Raw genomic sequence first — 21,849 nt, 5'->3', positions numbered from 1 at the left:
ATTTCCAGCAAAATTAAGCTATTACATCTCTGCGACAATTTTTCTATAGGAATTAACGAATTTTAACGCGATCTCTTTATTCAAATAATTCTCAATAACCATTTTATAGGCGTTTAGAATCATTTTTTCGTCTGGCTTTTCTATTGTACGTAAAATAGCATGAGCAAACTCTATTTCTTCATTTTTTTGAATAATGATTCCGGTACTATTATTTATAATTTCAGCTATACCTCCCACATTATAAGCGATCACCGGTGTTTTGCAATACATCGCTTCCAGGAGGACTCCTGGTAGACCTTCAATAATACTGGGTAACACTAATACATCTGCAGCATCTATATATGAAAGCGGATTGTGAACGAAGCCATAGAATGAAACGTATGATTGCAGATTCTTGTCTTTTACTTCTAATTCTATTTTCTTTTTCATAGGGCCATCTCCCACAAGGTGAAGATGAACCTCATTATTCTCTCTTACTAAAAATTCCAGAATTCTCAATAAACCTTCGTGATTTTTTTCGAAACTAAAACCGCCAACATGAACTATATGAGCAATATGAGATGGTTCAAATCTTTTAAAATTGCTTACATCTATTTCATTAAGACCAATAGGGATAACCTTCGTTTTACCTTGGAGAAAAGGAAAATGTTTTATTATATCGTTCTCTGAAACTTTTGAAACAGAAGCGACAAAATCTACATTTCTATAAAGGTAGCTGTTAATTTTTTTTTGTAAAATAGAATTAAGATAACGGCCGATCTCGCTTGCGTTTCTAAAGACTATTGGAACTTTCCATCCATAAACAAGCTTTGAGAATACCGCGTATTTAAGTGTATCTCCTGCATTAGCCTGTACAATATCTGGTTGAAAACCATTAATAATTTTATCTAGGTATTTCCAAGCCTTTAAATCGAAAAATCGTTTAGAAGAATTTGCATGTAAGCATTGGATATCTCCATTAAAGGGAAGTGTAGCATCACCATGAAAAACAGCAACCATTAAAATTTCATGCCCCATTTTTTCTAAATGTTCAGATAATTGGCAGGCGAAAGTTTCTGCACCTCTATTCTGACGCTTATTTATAAGTTGTAAAATTTTCAATGTATGATTTTTTAAGTAATACTTTTATCAGATAATTTAAACTACATCTATACTACATAAATTAGTTTATCGATTGTGCTTCCGGTTATTTAGCTATTGCCTAGATTAAAATACAGATTCAAGGTCTGCAAGTGAAAAATCTATAGTTTCCATTCCTAAACTAGCATTTGCTTGCTTTGATACTACGACTGGTTTACTCCTATTTAGAGATATGGGAATTTTTATTTTTTTCATAGTCGAATGATTATAAAAATAAAGCAGTTTTTTACCATTTTTAATAGCGAGGGAGTTCAGTAACCTAAAAGATGTATTGCTAAATTCACCAAAAATTTCATTTATGATCAAATAACGGCTATTAATGTTGTAGGCAATATAAACACCTTCAGAATTGAAATATGCTATACGATACTTATTACTTCTATATCGCCATTTAAAATATTCCAAGGTTTTTTTTGTGACGATCATACCATTTGAAACAGCATTGTGGCTCTTATGATTAGTAGCGTAAATATTAGCTATCATATTCGAATCTAAGTCATCAAACGGCACAGTGCGCATAAGAGGATTTGACAAGGCTATTTTAAAATGTCTTACAGCTTCAATTTTCTTCCAACCCATTTTTATATAACCTGGAAGGCTATTTTCATTAGGGGTATTAAATATTAGATCATACTCATCCTTACATTCTTCCAAACCTCTCAAAGTTAATTTCTTAAAAAGTCCTTTTCCTCTATAACTATGATCAACTACTGTATCTACAGGCCTAACTGCTTTAATAATATTCTTACTATTACCATTATAAAAATTCCAGAACATAAACATTCTAAGTCCAACAATTTTTTTTTCGTGGGTAGCTAAGAGCCCATAAGATTTGCCAAATGGGTTTTCTAAATGTTTCCAAGTAAAAAGCTCTGGAGTAAAAGAAGGATCTAGATTCTCTTGAATTAGTTCAATTATCTCGTTTAGATCCTGATCATAGTCAATCTTTCTAAAATCTAACATTTATATAAATTTATTAGCAAAATTCTGTAGTATTCATAAGATTAAGAGAAGCAACTCGATTTTATTCACAAGCAATACATTATCCCTTCCTCATCTTTATAATAGTTGGATGCAATCCTGAAACTTTACTTTTAAATTCAGCCATACTGTTGTCTGAGTCTACGGCAATACGCGAAATTCTTAAAGGATTTATTCTCCTATTATTAATTTTATGATCGAACAAAAATGCTATTTCTATATTATTTTCAATGAGTAGCTTTTCAGTTATCTCAGTATAATTACCATTGGGATATGCGAATACGCTATAATCACCAATTTTATTTAAATCGAAAAAGGTGCGAACATTTGTAAGTTCATCATGAAGTTCGTTTTGCTCTAGCTTATCAAACATAGGATGTGTATGCGAATGATTGCCAATATGTACTCTAGACTCAATGAGCTCCTCTATTTCTGCAGTAGTCAATTGGTGATGCTGGGTCAATGAATATTTTTTTAGAAATTCTACTCTATCTCGGTTAGAGCTTCTTTTATTCGTATTTATAATTTTCATGATTTCTGAATTGGAAAGCCCGTTTTTAACTTCATTCTTTTTAATCGTGTCCCACCAGAAATCTTTTCTTGTATCAATAAGATCTGATATTACAAATAGACAGGCTGGAACCTGATATTTTCTGAAAATAGGAAGGGCATATTGAAAAACCGATCGATCACCATCATCTAATGTAATCAATAAAGATTTTGATGGCAAGGATTTTCTATTTGAAAGATAATCTTTCAATTCCTCAATATCTATCAGGTTGTAATTTGCTTTAAGCCATCTTATTTGATTTTCAAAATTTAATGGATCTATTATATCATGATAGGCCAAAACCCTCAGTCTGTTTTTTAGAAAAGCATTAAAGACAGGAGAAATGAAGTTCAGCGATTTGTAGATTAAATTTCTCATAATATCATTCTACTTCAATTGCAATTTTGTCGTATAAATTTTCATACTGATCTGCAATACTCTGAATGTCAAATTTTTGCTGCGCCTGCTTTTGAGCGTTTTTTCCTAAATATTTCAAAGTTTCAAAATTTTTCAGTGCAAAAATTATCTTGTCCGATAATTCACCAACGTCTCCTTTTTTGAAAATTAAAGCACTTTCTTCATTCACGCATTCAAGATTCTCTCCTATATCAGAGGCGATTATTAATTTTCCTGCCATCATTCCTTCAATCAAAGCGCCTGGTAATCCTTCCGCATAGGATGGATATATGAATAATTGAGATAAGCTAAGCAATTCCGGAATATCTCCTCTAGAACCAAGTAACTTTATATGCCTTTCAATATTAAGATCAATAGCTCTTTTATTAAGAATATCTCTATACGCGCCATGACCTGCAATTAATAAAATTGTATCTGGAAATTGTTGTATGACATCTGGCATTGCATTTATGATATCCAACTGTGCTTTTCGCTGTATCAATCTACTTACATTGATCAGTACATTCTTCCCGTCGACTTTTAGTGTCTTTCTAATAGTATCTATAACTGATGAATCCAGATTATTATATTGATTAAAATCTCTACCCCTATAAATCACCTCAATTTTTGATGGATCTACCCCCAACGAATCTCCTTCAGATTGTTTTATGGTTTCAGAATTAGAGATAAAGAAATCTACTAACTTAGCTGTCTTTTTATCCATTTGGAATGCCAGCCAAAGTTTAATTTTCATCAATAAACTTTGATCTTTATACCTTAGGGGTGTATAAGAATTATTGACAAAACTCCCGATTAATGGCACCTTGGGAAATTTCTTTTTAAGTCTCCTGGCCACCATATCTGCCCGGTAAAGTGTAGAATGAACCAGATCTGGTTCTTCTTCGTTGTAAATCTGTATTAACTGATTTTCAGCGCTTTTAAAACCATATTTACTTTCGACATTTAAGGAATAAACTTTGATTCCGTCATTATTCAATTGAGGCTTTAACATGTCGCCTTTATAAATATGGACAAATACTGGAGTATATGTTTTAAAATGTCTGGCGATTTGAACCAAACTTCTTTCGGCTCCAGAACCTTGCAAGGTATCTATGACAAAAATTACTTTCTTTTTATAATTACTCATAATGTTAAAAGTATAATTTCAAAACGATTTTTTATAATTGATTCGAGAAACGTAACAATTCAGATTCCGCTGCAGCTTGAGAATGAAAACGCAGCTGAATTTGATCTTCCATCAATTAAGTTCTATTGTTATGATTATCAGATTCAGCTTTTCTGACGTACTAATTTATAAATATTCATTATCTCTTTTAAAGATCTGGTTTTAAACAAAATATGAATTAGTACCAGAACTAAACTGAAGGATGCACCATAAACAATCAACTGAATTACATATAAATTCTCATTTAAAGTTGAGTTGAAATATATAAATGAAAATACTATAGCAAATGAAATAATTCCAGGGAGCGTTGTTTTCAAAAGATCAATAAACTGTTCCTGTAAAGGATAATTAATAAACTTATTGGCGTAGTAAATATTTATTAGTGTCCTAATTATAGTAACTATTACTTGCGATAGAATTAGAGGAATAATACCAAATTTCACAGTAAGTGCTATACCAACTAGTGTAAGTAGATTACTCCATACGGCCATTTTTAAATAAAGATCTGTTCTTCCCTTAACCTTTAAGATATTAGAATTGTATTTGTTTATAGGATAGAACACGCCGGTAATACATAAAATTTGAAAATAAGGAACCGCTGGCAACCATTCTTCACCTATTAAAAATCCAAATAGTGGTTCGGCTGTCACAATTAGTAACAGCATAATTGAGCTCAAAACGAATAGAGAAAGAATTTGAATTTTCTGATAAGCATTTTTAAGAAGTATGTTGTCATTCTTTATTTTAGCAAATAGAGGATACACTACCTTATCCAGGGTGTTAGAAATGGTCACAACAGGAAATTCTTTCAAGGTGAACGCTCTTGTATAATATCCAACCATAGCTGCTGAAAAATACTTTCCAATCACAAGAGGAAAAACGTTCGTGGCAATTCTACCAATTATACCTGATAACGCAATTTTATAACCAAAATCGAAGTGAATTTTAAGTTTATCTCTTTTAATTCTCAATTTAGGTATCCAGCGAGTTTGATGATAATAGATTAATGTCAAGGAGACTCCAGTTACTAGCTCCATATATACAAGTGACCATACTCCATAATTCATATAAGCTAAAACCACGCCTGTTATTCCGGCTAAGAATAAAGCAGGTAGTTGAGCCTTCATTTGATGTTTGAAATTTAGTTCATGGGTTAATTTAGTTTTTTGTATAGTGAATAGGCTATTAATGACGATCACAATACTATATACTCTAATAAGATCAGTTAATCTTGGTTGCTCATAAAATATAGAAATATAAGGTGCTAAAAAATAAAAAATAATGTATAATATGAAAGAAACGGCAAAGTTGATACTAAAAACCGTGTAGAAATCATTTTCATCAGGTTCATCAGACCTTATCAAAGATTGACTCATTCCAGAGTCTGAAAGCGAATTCCCAACTGCATTGAAGATTAAAATCATTCCTAAGAGCCCAAATTCATCTGGTGCTATAAGTCTTGCTAAAACAATTTGAACTACAAAACCTATAACTTTACTACCAAATTGCTCGATGAAAGTCCAGCTTACCCCTGATATAGCTTTTTTTTGTAATGACATAGAATAATTTAATTTGATAGAAAAAAGTATATCTTTATTCTATTCAATAATGACGAAATTCTTATTAAAAAGAATGCATATATAATCACCTTTTGAAAGAAAACTAGGGAGGTGAAATTATCATTTTTACTTAACGACTTCTATAACATCATTTTTGATGAGTTTTTCAGATAAATCGTATAAATCCCAAACAGGTTCATTTATTTTATTGGCTATCTCTAAAAGACTCAAATTCCCATCACAGTAGCTTATAAAATTCATCATTTTCCGAGCTTCATTAGCAGAACCCTTAACGCTTATGGTGGGATATAATCCTCTCTTGCCAAGTTGGGGTTCACAATTTACAGTAGTTCTTAAGAAGTTATTATTCTCCAATACTGTAATTGCTTTCTTAAGTGCTTCAAATCCGCCCGTAAGACCATCAGGAGAAATTAAATCTAAATTATCATCAGAAGTATGATATTCTGGATATTCCCCATATTTACTCCTCATAATTGTAGCTATAGGCAGGTCAACTCCAGGAGCGCAATATTGCCTCTCATCACTACCTCGATCCAACCAGCTATATCTTCTAAAGTCCGGATCTGTGTGTTTTAAAACATGTAAGGCAACTATATCTGATATAGTATTTTCAGTCCTTGACGGTAAGTAGGAATAACAACGATCATCGCCTATGCAAGTTATATTGAAACCAGCAAAAACCTTTTGCTTCATTTCATCCAAGTTCTTACTCAAGTATACAATAGAACCTATCGTTTCTGGTATTAAAACTATTCTATAAGTAAATTCTCTATCTTTTTGTTTACTAAGCCAATCACAAAGGGCGATGGTAACTACAGGACCAGAAAGTTCATTATTTGCCATAGATGGATGACATATATATGAAGACAAAAAAACCTCTTTGTTAGATTTACCGGGCAAAATTACTTCACCATAGTTAAGAACTCCATCTTTGAATTCAGAATTTATGACCACATGATAATCGCCCGATTCCAACTTTTGTCGTTGATTTTCAGATAAGCAAAAACCCCATCTTTTTTTGTAATATGACGTTACATAAGGGATTGTATCTGGTTGCTCTGGGAGGGAGTATAAATGTTCATTTAATTCTTCCAGACTAAACCAATCATTTACTGGCTCAGAATATCCCACCACATGTAAATTGTTCAATTTAAAATCAACAATTTTTTCTCCTTCTTTATTTTCTATATAGGCGTCTCCTATTGCCCACTCTTCAGGAACTGTCCAATCAAAAGCCTTATAACCAGAAGGAACACTTTTAATTTCGAGCTCAGGAATGATATTTTGGAAGTAGCTCAAAGTTTCTCTTACTCCCTTACCTGTTAAACTTCTATTTATTGGGAACAATTCTGTTGCCCAATTATACATGGTTTGCCCGATATTATTTTCCATTCCTATAAAAATCTACATTTAAAAATTATTACTTAACCCAGCAAGAATTTTTTATTTTTGATTAATTCATTTCCTAAAATTGATTCCATATTCTTGGAATCTATCCATGAAAGTTCTATATCCCCTGAATCATAAACTCTTAATCCATTCTTATTGGCAAGAGTTTTCTTAATCATATCGCGATCCCAGGATGTGTTAGCTTCTAAATCTCTTACATGATACTTATAGTCAACCTTTTTTTTGTTCTTAGGAGATAATATAACTTCTCCAGGGAAATTTTTAATATATCTGTATGGAACATTGTGGTGAAATTCCATGAAATGCAGATAAGTACTTATGAATTTCTCAACATTAAGATTAATTACTATATGGCCCATTTCATGAAGAAGATGCATTAGAGAATCATTACCAAAAGCAGTTTCTTCCTTTAAATCATAATCCGCGAAATAATTAGTTGTATCTATAACATTAAATACAGGATTATTTGTTCTGCATTCCCAATCATACATTTTCCTGATTTCTTCACTAAATCTACCTACTTCAGCTGGTGATTCCATTTTATTATAGATACCGGTTTTAGTATAAGCATAAGTAAAGGTAGGAACCAATATTGTTTTGGGACAATACAAATCTTCAAAAAGGCCGATAATCTTTTTTGATAATGCATCGTAAGCCATATCATCTGCAAGACCTTTCAATCTTACGTGTAAGAATAAAATTTTGTTCTTAGGAAGATCTATTCCTTTTATAAAATTTTCTAATTCTGCTTCAATCATTTTAGCTTTCTATGTCTTCTAATGATAATCGCGTTCCTTTGTTCAGGCTTTTAAGTGCCTTTTTTCCCTGGATCTGAGAATAATATTTTGGATGAAGACCGAATCCCGGCCTTATAGATTTTACATTTTCATAGGTGATTTTTTCACCTTCCTCAATATCTTCCACTACGTACAGAGATCTGGAAAAATCCCTGCCTTTCTTTTGCTTTTCAGTTAGCGAATAATCTACAACTCCTATAGCTTTTTCTGCATCGCGTACAGCATTCACCATTGCTGTAAATTCATTTTCATCCATCGAGAATGATGCATCAGGACCTCCTATTGATTTGTCTAGAATGAAGTGTTTCTCAATTATTTTAGCTCCAAAACAGGTAGCTACAACTGGAACTGTTCCTCCCATGGTATGATCGGATAACCCTGTAATTACTTCATAACGTTCAGCCAGATCTTTAACCATTATCATGTTTGCTTCATCTATAGGAGCTGGATAGCTGGATGTACACTTAAGAAGTGCCACTTCTTTATTTCCCATTCTATGGCAGGCATCTAAAGCAAGTTCAATATCTTCTTTACCGGCAATTCCCGTAGAAATGATCACAGGTTTTCCTTTTGATGCTACTAATTCAATTAAAGGAATATCTGTAATTTCAAAAGATGCGATTTTATACGCCGGGGCATTTAATTTTTCCAAAAGATCTATAGCTGTAGCATCAAATGGAGATGAGAAACAGATTAAGCCTTCTTCTTCCGCAGCTTTAAATAATTTTTCGTGCCATTCCCATGGTGTATATGCTTCCTTATACAAATCATGTAAATACTTACCATCCCATATAGTGCCTTGACTCAATAGGAAGTCTGAAGTCTTGGCATCGATAGTCATTGTATCTGCTGTATATGTTTGTAATTTGATAGCATCTGCACCTGTTCTTTTTGCGGCTTTAATTGTATCTAATGCCACTTCAAGGCTACCGTTATGGTTTGCAGACAATTCGGCTATGATAAAGACGGATTGATCTTTACCTATTTCTCTATTTCCTATTTTCATTAGATTATCTTTTCAAATTTCAATTCTGATTCATTTTCGGAAATTTTGGTAAATTTTAATTTCTCGAAGATTCTACTAGATGCGTAATTTTTTTTAAGTACGTATCCATAAACTTTTTTTAAATCTGAATTCTCTATTTTATTTTTTTCTATTCCCAGATTTAATATTTCGGTACCAAGACCTTTCCCCTTATAAACCGGATCTATTGAGTAACTAATTTTAGCGGCCAAGTTAGAGGTATCATTACTAAACCTGATAACTCCTGCAGGCTTTTTATCTACTTCTAATATATAGGTAAATACGGAATTAGAATTTAGTGTCTTATCAAACCATTCCTTATGATCTTCTAATAAAAGTTCTTTTGAGTCATATGAATTTGATCGAATTTCTGGATGATTACGCAAACTGTACATCAGTTCCATATCGCTTGCACTCATGTTTCTCAAAACTTTTTTCAAAGTTGATAATATCTTTTCTGGTTAGAAGCAATTTTTTCTATTTCCTCGTTGGAGAAATATTTTGGATTAAAACAACCCACCAGGATTCTATCTTCATTTTCACCATTATGAAGGTAAAAACCTTTTAAATTTCCTTCAATCAGCCATCCTGCCCTCGTGTAGGCCTTTATAGATGGAACATTTGATTCATACATTCCACCAAACAGCTTTCGAATATCAAATTCTTCGAATGCCAATTCGTTACCTACTTTTATAGCTTCAACAGCCAAACCTTTTCCTAAATAATTTCTATCACCTAGTAATATCACCAGATCGGAAATTCTATGATTAAAGTTTATCGGGCCTAGCTTTATAGTTCCAATTAATATATCCTCTTCGTTAGTGAAAATTCCATAAGTATAAAGGTTTCCTTTTTCCTCACCACTTTTAATTGACTGAATTAAAGTTTCCTTAGTAATTGTCTTTTTGGAGTTAGTATAGAATTCCATTAGCTCTTTATCTTCAAACCAGTCCATAACCCTATCGGTTATATCATTGATCTCGATCTTTCTTAAATAAATTCTTTCTCCTTTAAAAGTTTTCATAATTGGTTAAATTTAGAATGAATAATTACATCAATATACCTTTCTTCAAAATAACAATGTTCCTTCAAAACCGCCTCTTTGATAAAATCTGCCTTTTCCAGTACCTCATATATTTCAGGTCTAAGATCAAATGCAAATGTGTGAAGTTTATGTAGATTTAATTGATTAAATGCGACCTCTTCAATCAAATTTAAAAATGTTCCCCAATGCTTATGAAATTCAAATTGTTGCAAATTTGTATTCATAATAAAAGAAATCTCAGCATTCCTGTCAATCCAATTAATATGAACCAAACCTCCGTAGCCAATACATTCATTTCCTTTCAGATATGAAAAAAGAATTTGATTTGGCTTATCTTCTTCAAACAATGCAGTTACTACCGTTTCAAAATATCTGTCCTGCTGAACTTTAGTTAGTAGTTCACTTTGACGTAAATGATACATTTGCTCATTGCGCCATTTCATAATATCGTAGCGATCTTCCTTTCTAATTGGAATTATAGAATATTCGCCTCTAGAAAAGACTTCCTTACTAAGAAAGTTATAAGAGCTCATACTTCATTTCTGCTAATTTCCAATCGATTTCGTTATCAATATCCTGAGCTTCTAATTCTGAAAGAATAATGGCTCCCGAATTCTTTGTAAAAACGGTTCGATTCTTTAAAAAACGATTAGTTTTCAAAAAATAGAATTGTCCTGAGTCGTGATATGAATTTTCAAAGTCCTGTGAACGTTTAGTTTCATTCTCGGGATAGAATAGTGAGATTTTACTTTCTTTTAACTTTAAGGCACGTTGTATTGGATAGCTATACTCCAGAACGGGAAATATAGCGTCAAAATTTTTACTGTCTAATTTTCTATATGCCTGTTCCAGTTTTTCTTTTGTTGCGAATGGTGCTGTGGGATAAATACAACAAATATTATCAAAGCTCCTATCTAATTTATCATACTGCTGTATGACTTCTAAAAGTACGTCTACGGTAGTTGCATAATCATCAGCATTTTTATAACTTCTAAAAAATGGAACCTTGGCTCCATAATTTTTTGCTACATCTGCAATCTCTTCATCTTCTGTAGATACCATTACCTCCTCAAATATACCTGTTTCAAGAGCAGCTTCGATAGAGTAAGAAATTATAGGTTTACCTAAAAAGCTTTTTATATTCTTTCGCGGTATCCTTTTACTACCGCCTCTTGCGGGTATGATGCATAGATTCTTAGTCATTATAAAATTCCTGAATTTTTGAAATTACAAAATCCTGTTCTGCACTTTCTAATGTAGGAAACATTGGCAAACTAATACAATGCTTATAGTATTTCTCTGCTAATGGCAAATCACCTTCCTGATACCCCATATCACGGTAATAAGGCATTAAATGACAAGGAATATAATGAATCTGCGCAAAGATTTTATGCTCACGTAGAAAATCGTAAAGTCCTAGTCTATTTTCAACTTCAAGAATATAAAGGTGATAAGCATGTCCTTCAATCACTCCTGATTGTCCTTTTACAAAATCATTATCGCTAAAGGCTTTGTTATATTTTTCAGCTATTTCCCTTCTTTTTTCCAGACCTTCGTCTGCTCTTTTCAATTGACTACTTCCTAAAGCTGCCTGAAAATCGGTTAGACGGTAATTGTAACCGAGTTCCTGCATCTCCATATACCATCCTGGATATTCTTCGTTACCACCCGCAAAGCCAATAGTATTCGTATACCTTGAATTATCTTTAACGATTCCGTGTGTTCTTATTTTTAATAGTCGTTCATAAAGTTCTTTATCATTGGTAGTAATCATACCGCCTTCACCGCTAGCAATATGCTTAACCGGGTGAAAAGAAAAAATTGCAAGATCTGCAAATTGCCCATTTCCACATAATTGTTTTTGATTTTTCGAATCTATAAAATGTCCGCCAGGTGCATGGCAGGAATCCTCTATAATCCATAAACCATATTCGTTAGCAAGTTCTCTAAATTCTTCAAGATTCACTGCTCTACCGGCAAAGTCTACCGGAATCAAACCTTTATAAGTTCCTTTAGGGGATGAATCCAAAAGTTTTCTAACTTTATCAATATCCAAGAGATATGTGTCTGGATCAATGTCTGAAAAAACAACTTCTCCTCCAGCATAACGAACGCAGTTTGCCGAGGCTGCGAATGTAATTGGGGTAGTAATTACTTTATCCCCGGGCTTCACATCCAGAGCTAAAGCACAAAGGTGAAGTGCTGCCGTTCCATTGGATACAGCAACTGCATATTTGCTGTTTGCATAGTTTGCGAATTCTTCTTCAAATTCATTAATTCTCGGACCCTGAGTTAAGTAATCTGATTTTAAAGCTTCTACTACAGCTTCAATATCATCTTCCGTAATATTCTGACGCCCGTAAGGAATTGCGTTATTCATATTTATACTTTAAAAGTTGGATCTACATGCTTTTTGATTAATTCTCTTAAATTTTCTACAGATTCCCATTCTTCATTTTCACCAGAATTATATTGAAAACCTGGGGTTACTTTTTTAGCATTGAATTTTTCAATAAATTCATCTAATTTCCATTTATGCGTTGCTGGTAGAATAGTATAATATTTCCCAAGATCGTAGGTATAGTAAGAATCTGAATCTGTGATCATCTCTTCATGAATCTTTTCTCCAGGCCTTATACCAACTACTGGTTTTTCACATTCAGGTCCTATTGCCTCAGCTACATCTGTAATCTTATAAGATGGAATTTTCGGTACGAAAATTTCTCCACCCCAAGCATTTTCCAAAGCATGCATTACCATATCGACACCACCTTGCAATGAAATATTAAATCTTGTCATCTCAGGATCGGTGATAGGAAGGACCCCATCTTTTTTCTTTTTCAGGAAAAATGGAATTACAGAACCGTTCGACCCCATGACATTGCCGTATCGCACTACGGAAAATTTTATTGGATTTACTCCGGTAATGTTATTTGCCGCCACAAACAACTTGTCTGAAGCTAATTTAGTAGCTCCATAAAGGTTTATTGGCGCAGCAGCTTTATCTGTCGATAAAGCTACCACACGGGTAATTTCAGCATCTAAACATGCATTAATAATATTTTCAGCGCCCATGATATTGGTCTTAACGCATTCCATAGGATTGTATTCCGCAATAGGAACATGTTTCATCGCTGCAGCATGGATTACATAGTTGATACCTTTAAAAGCGCGTTTTAGACGGGCTTCATCTCTAACATCCCCAATAAAAAATCGTATTTGAGGATATTTATCAGAAGGGTATTCCTGAGCCATCTCGAACTGCTTTTGTTCATCTCGGGAAAAGATTACCAGCCTTTTAATCTCCGGGTATTTTTCCAGAATATGCTTTGTAAGCGCCTTTCCTAAAGAACCTGTACCACCTGTAATTAATAAATTTTTATTCGCTAACATAATATTACTTAAATTTTGATCTTATAATTTTCTCTAAACTTTTTGCTACCTCCACATCATTTTCATCAACATCATAGTCTTTATAATACGAAGGATAGTTCTCATTCAATGTAACTCCAGGTGCTAGTTTATCTGTAAGTTCGTTGAACTTGACTTGCAGATTTTCGAAGTTTACCTCTTTTGAAGATATTTCTTCTAAATTTAACTCCGGAGAAAATGTATATACTCCAGGTAAGGTTTTATACCAAGCACCCCATCCAAAAATGATAACTGGCTTTCCTCCTGTTATAGCTTCCCAACCAACCGTCCCAGCGATGGTCGCACAGATTTTAGAGTTCTTAATTAGATCATAAGTGTTGTAAGTTGGAGAAACAATTTCTAAATTTTGAATCCTTTCTAATCTTCTGAAAAATTCGGGATTTCTCATGAAGTAAGATTGCTTAGGATTTTCTTTTACATATATTTTCCAACCGTGAGGTAAAATTGAAGATAAATGCTCTAATGCTAGAGCCTGATCTGAATATTTTCCTCCATACGAGGAAGTTGTTTTCTCTGGCTGAAGATGCAGAGCGAAGTAAATAAAAGGATTTTCCAGATCTACTTCACTAGTTAAGCTTTTTCGATTTAATTCATATTCTTTCTTTAGGCTATAACGATAATATGCCTGGCTCCTATACTCCGGCTTCAGCAAATCTTTCGCCAATTGAAAGCCTGGAACATATTTAGTAAGTTCGTTATTTAGAGTAGATACACTTCTAATATTAGAAAACTTGAAACCATCTCTTCTATTAATCTTCATGTATGGGAGATCTTTCTCAAATTTGTTTTCTATTTCATAATTCGGTTGAGGCCCAAAAAGCTTCTCAGTTGTTTCAAAACTTCCAAAATCCTTAAACTCCCAGTAATGAAAAAATTTATTAGGAAAAGTCGTTTGGGCTAAATACAAAGTTTTTATATCCATCTCAGATGCCAGTATATGAGGTATATAATCATATCCAGCATGCGGAGAATTATTTTGAATCAATAAATCTATTTCATTTTTTACAAATAAATCATAGTAATAATTTATCATCAAATTAAAATGATCTAAATATTGATGAAAATTAAATTCGTTGTAATTCGAAGAATTATGTAAGTTAACTCTGGAATACATATCTATGAAAGTGGGCAAATGCTCGTAAAGCTTATCATAGATTTCAATAGGAACGTGTTGGTAATTTCCTTCCAGACCATTTTCACCAAGGTTCAAAAATTTCTGCTTACTTGAAGTTACAGTTTTTTGAACTACAGCTTTGTCGACTAAATTCCTTTCTCCAAGATACTTAATTAAATACTTCTCCCACTGGTCATGAGGAGTGTTAAGAATATATAGATTTAATGGTTTGTTCATGAACTAATTATTATCACTGCATTTAACTTCTAAGAATTAAATAGTGTTAAGTATTATAATAGGTTTTATACCAGGATATAAATTTAGATACCCCTGTTTTAATTTGGGTTGAAGGATTATAACCATAATCCTCTTCGAGTTTAGTTACATCTGCCCAGGTGCGTTCAACATCCCCAGGTTGCATTGCCATCATTTCTTTTTTTGCAGAAATTCCTGTACTCTTTTCAATTTCAGTGATAAAATCTAAGAGTTTCACAGGTTTACTATTACCAATATTATAAATTGTTGAATTTGTTGAATCGGCTAAATCTGCTTCAATTACTTTCTGGATTCCAGCTACGATATCATCTACATAGGTGAAGTCCCTTTCAAGATTACCTTGATTAAACACTCTGATGGGTTCTCCTTTTAATATTGCATCAGTAAAGAGGAACATAGCCATATCTGGTCTTCCCCAGGGACCATAGACAGTAAAAAATCGTAACCCGGTAGTTTTAAAACCGTATAAATGGCTATATGTATAAGCCATAAGCTCATTACTCTTTTTTGTAGCCGCATATAAACTTATTGGTTGATCTACATTATCGTCTTCTGAGAAAGGTATTTTTTCATTTTGTCCATAAACGCTAGAACTACTTGCATAGACCAAATGTTTAACATCATGATGTCTACAGCATTCTAGAAGATTCGCAAACCCCACCAAATTACTATCAATATAAGCCTGCGGATTTTCAATACTATACCTTACCCCGGCCTGAGCGGCAAGATTACATACAACTGATATTTCACAATTTTCAAATAAACCTGAAAGGTTTTCTCTGTCTTCCAGATTCAATTTTATAAATTGAAAATTTTTGAAAATTTTACTACTACATTTATTATTATAGTTGGTTGACTCTTCTTCGGAGATTCCTAATTCCTTTAATCTTGCAAATTTTAGTTGTGGATCATAATAATCATTAATATTGTCCAAACCTATAACAGTATGTCCGGCTTCAACCAATATTTTGGATAAATGAAAACCTATAAATCCGGCAGCTCCAGTAACTAGTATATTCATATTAACTTCCTATTGCATAAAACTCAAAACCAATCTCTTCTTTTTCTTTCCTATTCAACAGTTTTCTTCCATCAAATAAAAATGCTGGTTTCAGCATATTATCGTATATTTTCTGCCAGTCATAATTCTGAAACTCATCCCATTCGGTGAGTACAGCGACTGCATGAGCATTACTGCAAACCTCATAAGGATTTTGCAAAACAGTTACTCTAGCCCTATTTTCCTCAGTGGATCTAGTTCCCAAATATTCTAAGTCTGAAAATATTTGTTCTTCAGTCACCTTGGGATCATATATTACAATGTCTGCCTGTTCGTTTAAAAGGTAATCTGCAACGTAAATGGCTGCTGACTCTCGGGTATCATTAGTATCCTTTTTAAATGCCCATCCCATTAGCGCTATTTTTTTACCGGATACTGTATTGAATAAGGTTTGTACAATTTTGGCTGCAAAGCGCTTTTTCTGATGATCATTCATAATAATAACCTGATGCCAATAATCGGCTACCTCATCCAAACCGAAAGATTTGGCGATATATACGAGATTCAAAATATCTTTTTGAAAACAACTCCCCCCAAATCCAACAGAAGATTTCAAAAATTTTGCTCCAATCCTGGAATCCATTCCAACAGCACGAGATACTTCATCTACATCTGCACCGGTCTTTTCACAAAGCTCACTCATTGCATTTATACTGGATACTCTTTGAGCTAAAAATGCATTAGCAGTAAGTTTCGATAATTCCGAAGACCATACATTAGTAGTTAATATTTGCTCCTGAGGAACCCAATGTGCATAAATATTTACAAGCGCCTGTATTGCTTCTTTACCTTCTGCAGTATCCAAATCTCCTCCTATTAAAACACGATCTGGATCCATTAGATCCTTTATAGCTGTACCTTCAGCAAGGAATTCCGGATTGGAGAGAATCTGGTAATTTACACCATTTCCAGTGTGGTCTAAAATGTTTTTCAATGCCTGAGCAGTTCTAACTGGTAGTGTAGATTTTTCAACTACAATTTTATCATCTTTAGCAACTCGGGCGATCTGGCGTGCACATAATTCAATAAACTTAAGGTCGGCCGCCATTCCTTTTCCCATTCCGTAGGTCTTGGTTGGCGTATTTACAGAGATAAAGATCATATCTGCCTTATCTATAGCTTTATCAACGTCTGTTGAAAAGAATAGATTACGGCCTCGTGCTTCCTCAACTACTTTAGAAAGTCCAGGCTCATATATTGGAATATTCTCCACATCCTTATCATTCCAGGCCGCAATTCGTTGTTCATTAATATCTACTACTGTTACATTAATTTCAGGACATTTCTGGGCTATTACAGCCATCGTTGGACCTCCAACGTATCCAGCACCAATGCAACAAATATTCTTAATTTTCATATCTCTATTATAATTTGCGATCACATCTATCGCCTAAAATTCCTTTTACATCATATATTACTGCACCAGACTTTTTATAATCGTTTAAGTCCATTTCCAGAAATTGATTATGGGCAACAGCCAGCACAATTGAATCAAACTTTTTTTCTGGCATTGTATTCGTTGTAGTAATATTATATTCCTTTTTTACTTCAGAAGGATTAGCTATAGGGTCGTAAATAGTTATATGTACGCCATAGTCCTTTAAACTCTTCACAACATCTACTACCTTAGTATTTCTAACGTCTGGACAGTTTTCCTTAAAAGTAAAACCAAGAATTAAAATTGTAGCACCTTTAATTTTCAAATCATTTTGCAACATTAACTTGATAACTTCTGAAGCAACATACTGCCCCATAGAATCATTCATTCTTCTTCCCGCCAATATAATTTCTGGATGATAACCTAATTCTTGAGCTTTCTGAGCGAGGTAATAGGGATCCACCCCAATACAATGGCCACCTACAAGTCCTGGTTTGAATGGAAGAAAGTTCCATTTGGTTCCAGCTGCCTCCAGAACGTCTTGAGTATTTATATCTAACAGATTAAAAATTTTTGCCAGTTCATTTACAAACGCGATATTAATGTCGCGTTGAGAATTTTCAATAACCTTTGCAGCTTCGGCAACTTTAATTGTAGGAGCCAAATGGGTTCCAGCAGTAATTACTTCAGCATATAGATTGTTTACCTGTTCTCCTATCTCGGGTGTGGAACCAGCCGTTACTTTAAGTATTTTCTCTACGGTATGCTCCTTATCTCCAGGGTTGATTCTTTCCGGAGAATATCCTACGAAGAAATCTTGATTAAACTTTAGACCTGAATGTTTTTCAAGTACCGGAACACACTCATCTTCAGTAACTCCCGGGTAAACCGTTGATTCATAAATCACCACATCTCCTTTAGATAATACCTTTGCAACAGTTTCACTACTTCTATATAAAGGAGTAAGATCCGGTCTATTATTTTTATCTACAGGGGTTGGTACAGTAATTATATAATAATTGCAATCTTCTATGTCCTCCAGATTAGCTGAACAAAACAATCCTTTTGCATCTGTGTTCTTATGTTTGAGAGAGGCTTTTAAAACTTCATCTTCAACCTCAAGGGTAGAATCATTTCCTGCCATTATTTCTTTTACTCTCTGCGAGTTGATATCAAAACCAACCACTGCGTATTTAGAAGAGAAGAGTCTAGCTAGCGGTAAACCCACGTAGCCCAGACCAATAACCGCTATTTTCTTATTTATTTTCAATCTAAAATTTGAACTTGCAAAGTTACTATTCTATTTATTGACGATGTTAATTCCTAGTTAAAGCTTTAAATAAAAATCCTTACCTACTAATTCTAATGCATCTGTATTTAAGTTTTCAATAGGAAACGGCGATAGTATATTTATATCCTTAAAATCTTCAGCTGTAAGAAAATGAAAATATGAATAACCAATTTCTTGTTTCAATGGATTCTTATAATTATTCACACAGTACAGATACCTGATATCACCGTTCAAGAAGATTCTGGCATTCTTCGGTATAACTTTTTCGGCTGTTTCGGCTGTTTCTATTTGATGAGAATAAACGTGTTTATACCTTAAAATTCTAAAATTTGAAAGTAAAGCTAACGTAATACTACTAGCCAGTAAAGATTTCAGAAATAAGGAAGAACTGCTTTTCCAATTCAAGGCATATAGCATAAAAATGTAAGGAAATGCAAGAATCACATAGTGTTGGAATGCCTGAAAGAAAGTAAGCATAAGATGTATAAGTGCCCCAATTAACCAAGGAAGATTCTGTTTAAGAAATAACTTCTTATTAAGTAATACAACCGCTGGTAATAATAATATTAAAAAAACTTTTGCTCCTAAAAACCAAGTGATAAAATCCGGGGATCTTAGCAACGCATATTGTGCATAGTCATACCCGCTTAGCTGTTTTAGAATAGCGATTAGCGCAACATTTTCTAGGACTACGAAATAAAACAAAAATATGATTATACTACAAATTGCCCCTAAACTTAATGAAACCAGTTTATTGAAAAATTCATCCTTAGAAAACAAAATAAGTAGGTAAAATGGGAGAAAATTCAATATACCATATTGTTTGAAAAGGAAGGATATACCAAGAAAGAATCCTGTTAGAAAAATATGTTTTCCGAAATAAAAATATATGGCACCTATAACTGTTAGAAACATATAAACTTCCAAATTTATATAAGTTCCATCTGCACTCAAAATGGCTAAGCCTGAAATTACTGATATTAATGCAGCGTTTAGTTTTGAGAATTTAAAATACTTAACAACCAGTTTAAACAGAATTAATTGCGAGATTAACATGATAAAAAACTGAAAGCCTAAAAAGATTTTATAATTAAACTGATCAATAGCTAAATAAACCAGAGCATTCAAATACATCATTAAAGGTGTATATGATAAATATATATCCTTGTACGGAACGGAACCTAAAGCTATATCCCTGGATACAGAAAGGTAATAAGGTGCATCCAGACTTATATGTGAATAGTATATTGCTAAGAATATAGTTACCACAAAGATTAATGAAGTTGTTAAGACGCTTAATTGCAATTTATTGAACATTAAGTTACTTTTAAGTCAACAAACTAGATAGTATTTTGGTTGCCTTGCTGGTTGTATATTTAAATTCATGATCTGTCATACCCGTATAAATGGGCATTCTAACTATTCTTCCAGATAAATCTTCAGTAATAGGTAAGTGCTCAGTTTTATAACCCAGATTTCTCCCCATGGAAGACGAATGCAATGGCACATATCCAATATGAACAGCTATATTGCTAAGATCCATTTTTTCAATAAAGCGATCTCGAATATTTCTTGTTGGCAAAATCAAATAAAAAATATGGCCGTTAGAAGATTTATTTTCGTCTTGTTGACAAACTAATAATTGCTGAGCAAACTTTAGATTTGCTACCCAATTATAATATCTAATCACTAATTCCTGTCGCTTTTTCTTTATTTCATCTTCCGCCTGTAACTGCGATAATAGCATCGCAGCAAGTATATCAGCGAGAAGGTAACTAGAGCCTTTATCCACCCAACTATACTTTTCCTGGAGTCCTTTCAACATTCTGGATCTATCGGTTCCTTTTTCCATTAAGAAAGATGCTCTTTCTCTTCTAAAAGCTTCGTTAACGACAAGGGCACCACCTTCTCCGCAAGTGAAGTTCTTAGTATCATGAAAACTATAACAGGATAAATGTGCCTGTCTACCGCTAATTTCATTTTTATAAAGCGAACCATAGGATTGTGCACAATCATGCATGACAGCTAATCCATAACTATTCGCAATAGCCATAATTTCGGCAATATCACATGGTACACCGGCATAATCAATAGGAATAATCATTTTTGTTTTGGGGGTAATTAAACTCTCGATTTTGCTCACATCTATATTCATATCTTTTGGATGAATCTCGCAAAATACTGGCTTTGCTCCAAAGATGAGTACTGCATTCGCTGTAGAAGTGAAAGTATAAGACGGCATTATTACTTCGTCTCCAGGTCCTATTCCCAATAGCAATGCACCCATTTCTAAAGCTGCTGTGCAAGATGGAGTTAAAAATACACCTTCCAATCCATGCTTTTTAAACATCCATTCCTTAACCATCTTGGAATAATGGTGGTTACCTGAAAGTTTATTTGACTTAAGCGACTCACTTATATAAGCAAGTTCATTCCCTGTATGAAAAGGTTTATTAAAAGGGACGATCATAAAATTGTAGGATTATTTCTCCATAGATGATAAACGTAATGCTTCTCTTTGAATTCAACTCCCTGTCTGCGGTAAATTAGTTTCGCCTTTTTATTTTGATCTTGTGTTTCACTTTTAACGATCTCATAACCCTTTGAAATTAAAATACCTTCCATAGAACTCATAAGTGCAAAAGAAGCACCTCTTCCTTCAAATTCAGGATCAACAGCCAACAAAGAGACATGAGGATTTTTACTCTCAGTAAGGATGGTCATAAATCCAATAATTCTTTTATCCAACCTATATACTAAAACTATATCTGCGAGTATACGTTTTACAGATTTTTCAATCCAGATTTGATATAGTTCTTTAGCTTTACCATGTGATATATTTTTATCCTTAAAAAAACGACTATGCAAACCAGCTGTGAATGCCAATCGCATTAAGTCCGGATCAACCTCCTCTTCATCATAAATTTCAACTTTAGGATGAATTTTAGCATCACGATTTAATGTTTTTTGAATAGAAACTTTTTCATCTACTAATATTACATCGAAAAACTCATTTGATCTTAATTCCTCGACAAGCTCCTTTTTGGTAATATAATATATAAGTTTGAGGTCTGTTTCAGAATGAATTTTTTTCAGGTCATTTTCTGAATTAATATCCTGAATTATTTTGCCAACGGGAAATCCAAAAAACTCGCTATCCCATTCCAATTTGTTAAATTCTAATCCCAT

21 protein-coding genes are annotated in these 21,849 nt (G+C 33.3%); all 21 read right to left on the bottom strand.

The window, feature by feature from the left end:
- Window positions 1-21 precede the first annotated feature (21 nt).
- Window positions 22-1,101 (bottom strand): glycosyltransferase, encoded by a 1,080-nt coding sequence (locus ABVM50_RS09525; protein WP_405198352.1) that lies wholly within the window; start codon window positions 1,099-1,101, stop codon window positions 22-24.
- Between the two features lie 105 nt (window positions 1,102-1,206).
- On the bottom strand, window positions 1,207-2,103 hold the full coding sequence (locus ABVM50_RS09520) for a GNAT family N-acetyltransferase (protein WP_405198351.1): 897 nt from the start codon (window positions 2,101-2,103) through the stop codon (window positions 1,207-1,209).
- 79 nt (window positions 2,104-2,182) lie between these two features.
- Entirely contained in the window at window positions 2,183-3,049 is an 867-nt protein-coding gene (locus ABVM50_RS09515) for a polysaccharide deacetylase family protein (RefSeq protein ID WP_405198350.1), read from the bottom strand.
- 4 nt (window positions 3,050-3,053) lie between these two features.
- The gene (locus ABVM50_RS09510; protein ID WP_405198349.1) at window positions 3,054-4,214 is read right to left on the bottom strand and encodes a glycosyltransferase family 4 protein; all 1,161 of its coding nucleotides are present in this window, start codon (window positions 4,212-4,214) and stop codon (window positions 3,054-3,056) included.
- A gap of 143 nt (window positions 4,215-4,357) precedes the next feature.
- Window positions 4,358-5,812 (bottom strand): lipopolysaccharide biosynthesis protein, encoded by a 1,455-nt coding sequence (locus ABVM50_RS09505; protein ID WP_405198348.1) that lies wholly within the window; start codon window positions 5,810-5,812, stop codon window positions 4,358-4,360.
- A gap of 126 nt (window positions 5,813-5,938) precedes the next feature.
- On the bottom strand, window positions 5,939-7,225 hold the full coding sequence (locus tag ABVM50_RS09500; RefSeq protein WP_405198347.1) for a DUF4910 domain-containing protein: 1,287 nt from the start codon (window positions 7,223-7,225) through the stop codon (window positions 5,939-5,941).
- A gap of 32 nt (window positions 7,226-7,257) precedes the next feature.
- Complete coding sequence (locus tag ABVM50_RS09495) at window positions 7,258-8,001, bottom strand: AAC(3) family N-acetyltransferase (protein ID WP_405198346.1); 744 nt, start codon at window positions 7,999-8,001, stop codon at window positions 7,258-7,260.
- Window position 8,002: 1 nt separating this feature from the next.
- Complete coding sequence (gene pseI, locus ABVM50_RS09490; protein ID WP_405198345.1) at window positions 8,003-9,046, bottom strand: pseudaminic acid synthase; 1,044 nt, start codon at window positions 9,044-9,046, stop codon at window positions 8,003-8,005.
- A complete protein-coding gene (locus ABVM50_RS09485; protein WP_405198343.1) occupies window positions 9,046-9,504 on the bottom strand; it encodes a GNAT family N-acetyltransferase; N-acetyltransferase in 459 nt (152 codons plus the stop codon). The genes pseI and ABVM50_RS09485 overlap by 1 nt, the downstream gene beginning before the upstream one ends.
- Window positions 9,501-10,088 carry a GNAT family N-acetyltransferase gene (locus tag ABVM50_RS09480; protein WP_405198342.1) on the bottom strand — a complete coding sequence of 196 codons (588 nt, stop codon included), beginning with the start codon at window positions 10,086-10,088 and terminating at the stop codon, window positions 9,501-9,503. Before ABVM50_RS09480 ends, ABVM50_RS09485 begins: the two co-directional genes overlap by 4 nt.
- Window positions 10,085-10,642 carry a GNAT family N-acetyltransferase gene (locus tag ABVM50_RS09475; RefSeq protein ID WP_405198341.1) on the bottom strand — a complete coding sequence of 186 codons (558 nt, stop codon included), beginning with the start codon at window positions 10,640-10,642 and terminating at the stop codon, window positions 10,085-10,087. The genes ABVM50_RS09480 and ABVM50_RS09475 overlap by 4 nt, the downstream gene beginning before the upstream one ends.
- Window positions 10,629-11,312 carry a pseudaminic acid cytidylyltransferase gene (gene pseF, locus ABVM50_RS09470; protein ID WP_405198340.1) on the bottom strand — a complete coding sequence of 228 codons (684 nt, stop codon included), beginning with the start codon at window positions 11,310-11,312 and terminating at the stop codon, window positions 10,629-10,631. The genes ABVM50_RS09475 and pseF overlap by 14 nt, the downstream gene beginning before the upstream one ends.
- Window positions 11,305-12,489, bottom strand: a complete 1,185-nt coding sequence (gene pseC, locus ABVM50_RS09465) for a UDP-4-amino-4,6-dideoxy-N-acetyl-beta-L-altrosamine transaminase (RefSeq protein ID WP_405198339.1) — start codon at window positions 12,487-12,489, stop codon at window positions 11,305-11,307. Before pseC ends, pseF begins: the two co-directional genes overlap by 8 nt.
- Before the next feature lie 2 nt (window positions 12,490-12,491).
- Window positions 12,492-13,502, bottom strand: coding sequence for a UDP-N-acetylglucosamine 4,6-dehydratase (inverting) (pseB, locus tag ABVM50_RS09460; RefSeq protein WP_405198338.1), 1,011 nt, complete (start codon window positions 13,500-13,502; stop codon window positions 12,492-12,494).
- 4 nt (window positions 13,503-13,506) lie between these two features.
- On the bottom strand, window positions 13,507-14,892 hold the full coding sequence (locus ABVM50_RS09455) for a hypothetical protein (protein ID WP_405198337.1): 1,386 nt from the start codon (window positions 14,890-14,892) through the stop codon (window positions 13,507-13,509).
- 46 nt (window positions 14,893-14,938) lie between these two features.
- Complete coding sequence (locus ABVM50_RS09450; protein ID WP_405198336.1) at window positions 14,939-15,952, bottom strand: NAD-dependent epimerase; 1,014 nt, start codon at window positions 15,950-15,952, stop codon at window positions 14,939-14,941.
- Between the two features lies 1 nt (window position 15,953).
- Complete coding sequence (locus tag ABVM50_RS09445) at window positions 15,954-17,348, bottom strand: UDP-glucose 6-dehydrogenase (protein ID WP_405198335.1); 1,395 nt, start codon at window positions 17,346-17,348, stop codon at window positions 15,954-15,956.
- A 7-nt stretch (window positions 17,349-17,355) separates the two neighbouring features.
- Complete coding sequence (locus tag ABVM50_RS09440) at window positions 17,356-18,639, bottom strand: nucleotide sugar dehydrogenase (RefSeq protein ID WP_405198334.1); 1,284 nt, start codon at window positions 18,637-18,639, stop codon at window positions 17,356-17,358.
- A gap of 57 nt (window positions 18,640-18,696) precedes the next feature.
- Entirely contained in the window at window positions 18,697-19,977 is a 1,281-nt protein-coding gene (locus tag ABVM50_RS09435; protein WP_405198333.1) for a hypothetical protein, read from the bottom strand.
- Between the two features lie 10 nt (window positions 19,978-19,987).
- Complete coding sequence (gene rffA / locus ABVM50_RS09430; protein WP_405198332.1) at window positions 19,988-21,130, bottom strand: dTDP-4-amino-4,6-dideoxygalactose transaminase; 1,143 nt, start codon at window positions 21,128-21,130, stop codon at window positions 19,988-19,990.
- Window positions 21,127-21,849, bottom strand: coding sequence for a GNAT family N-acetyltransferase (locus ABVM50_RS09425; RefSeq protein ID WP_405198331.1), 723 nt, complete (start codon window positions 21,847-21,849; stop codon window positions 21,127-21,129). The genes rffA and ABVM50_RS09425 overlap by 4 nt, the downstream gene beginning before the upstream one ends.

Source organism: Christiangramia sp. LLG6405-1 (genome assembly GCF_045055805.1).
Lineage (GTDB): Bacteria > Bacteroidota > Bacteroidia > Flavobacteriales > Flavobacteriaceae > Christiangramia.
Note: the sequence above shows the minus strand (reverse complement) of the source record. Positions and strands in the feature narration are given on the sequence as shown.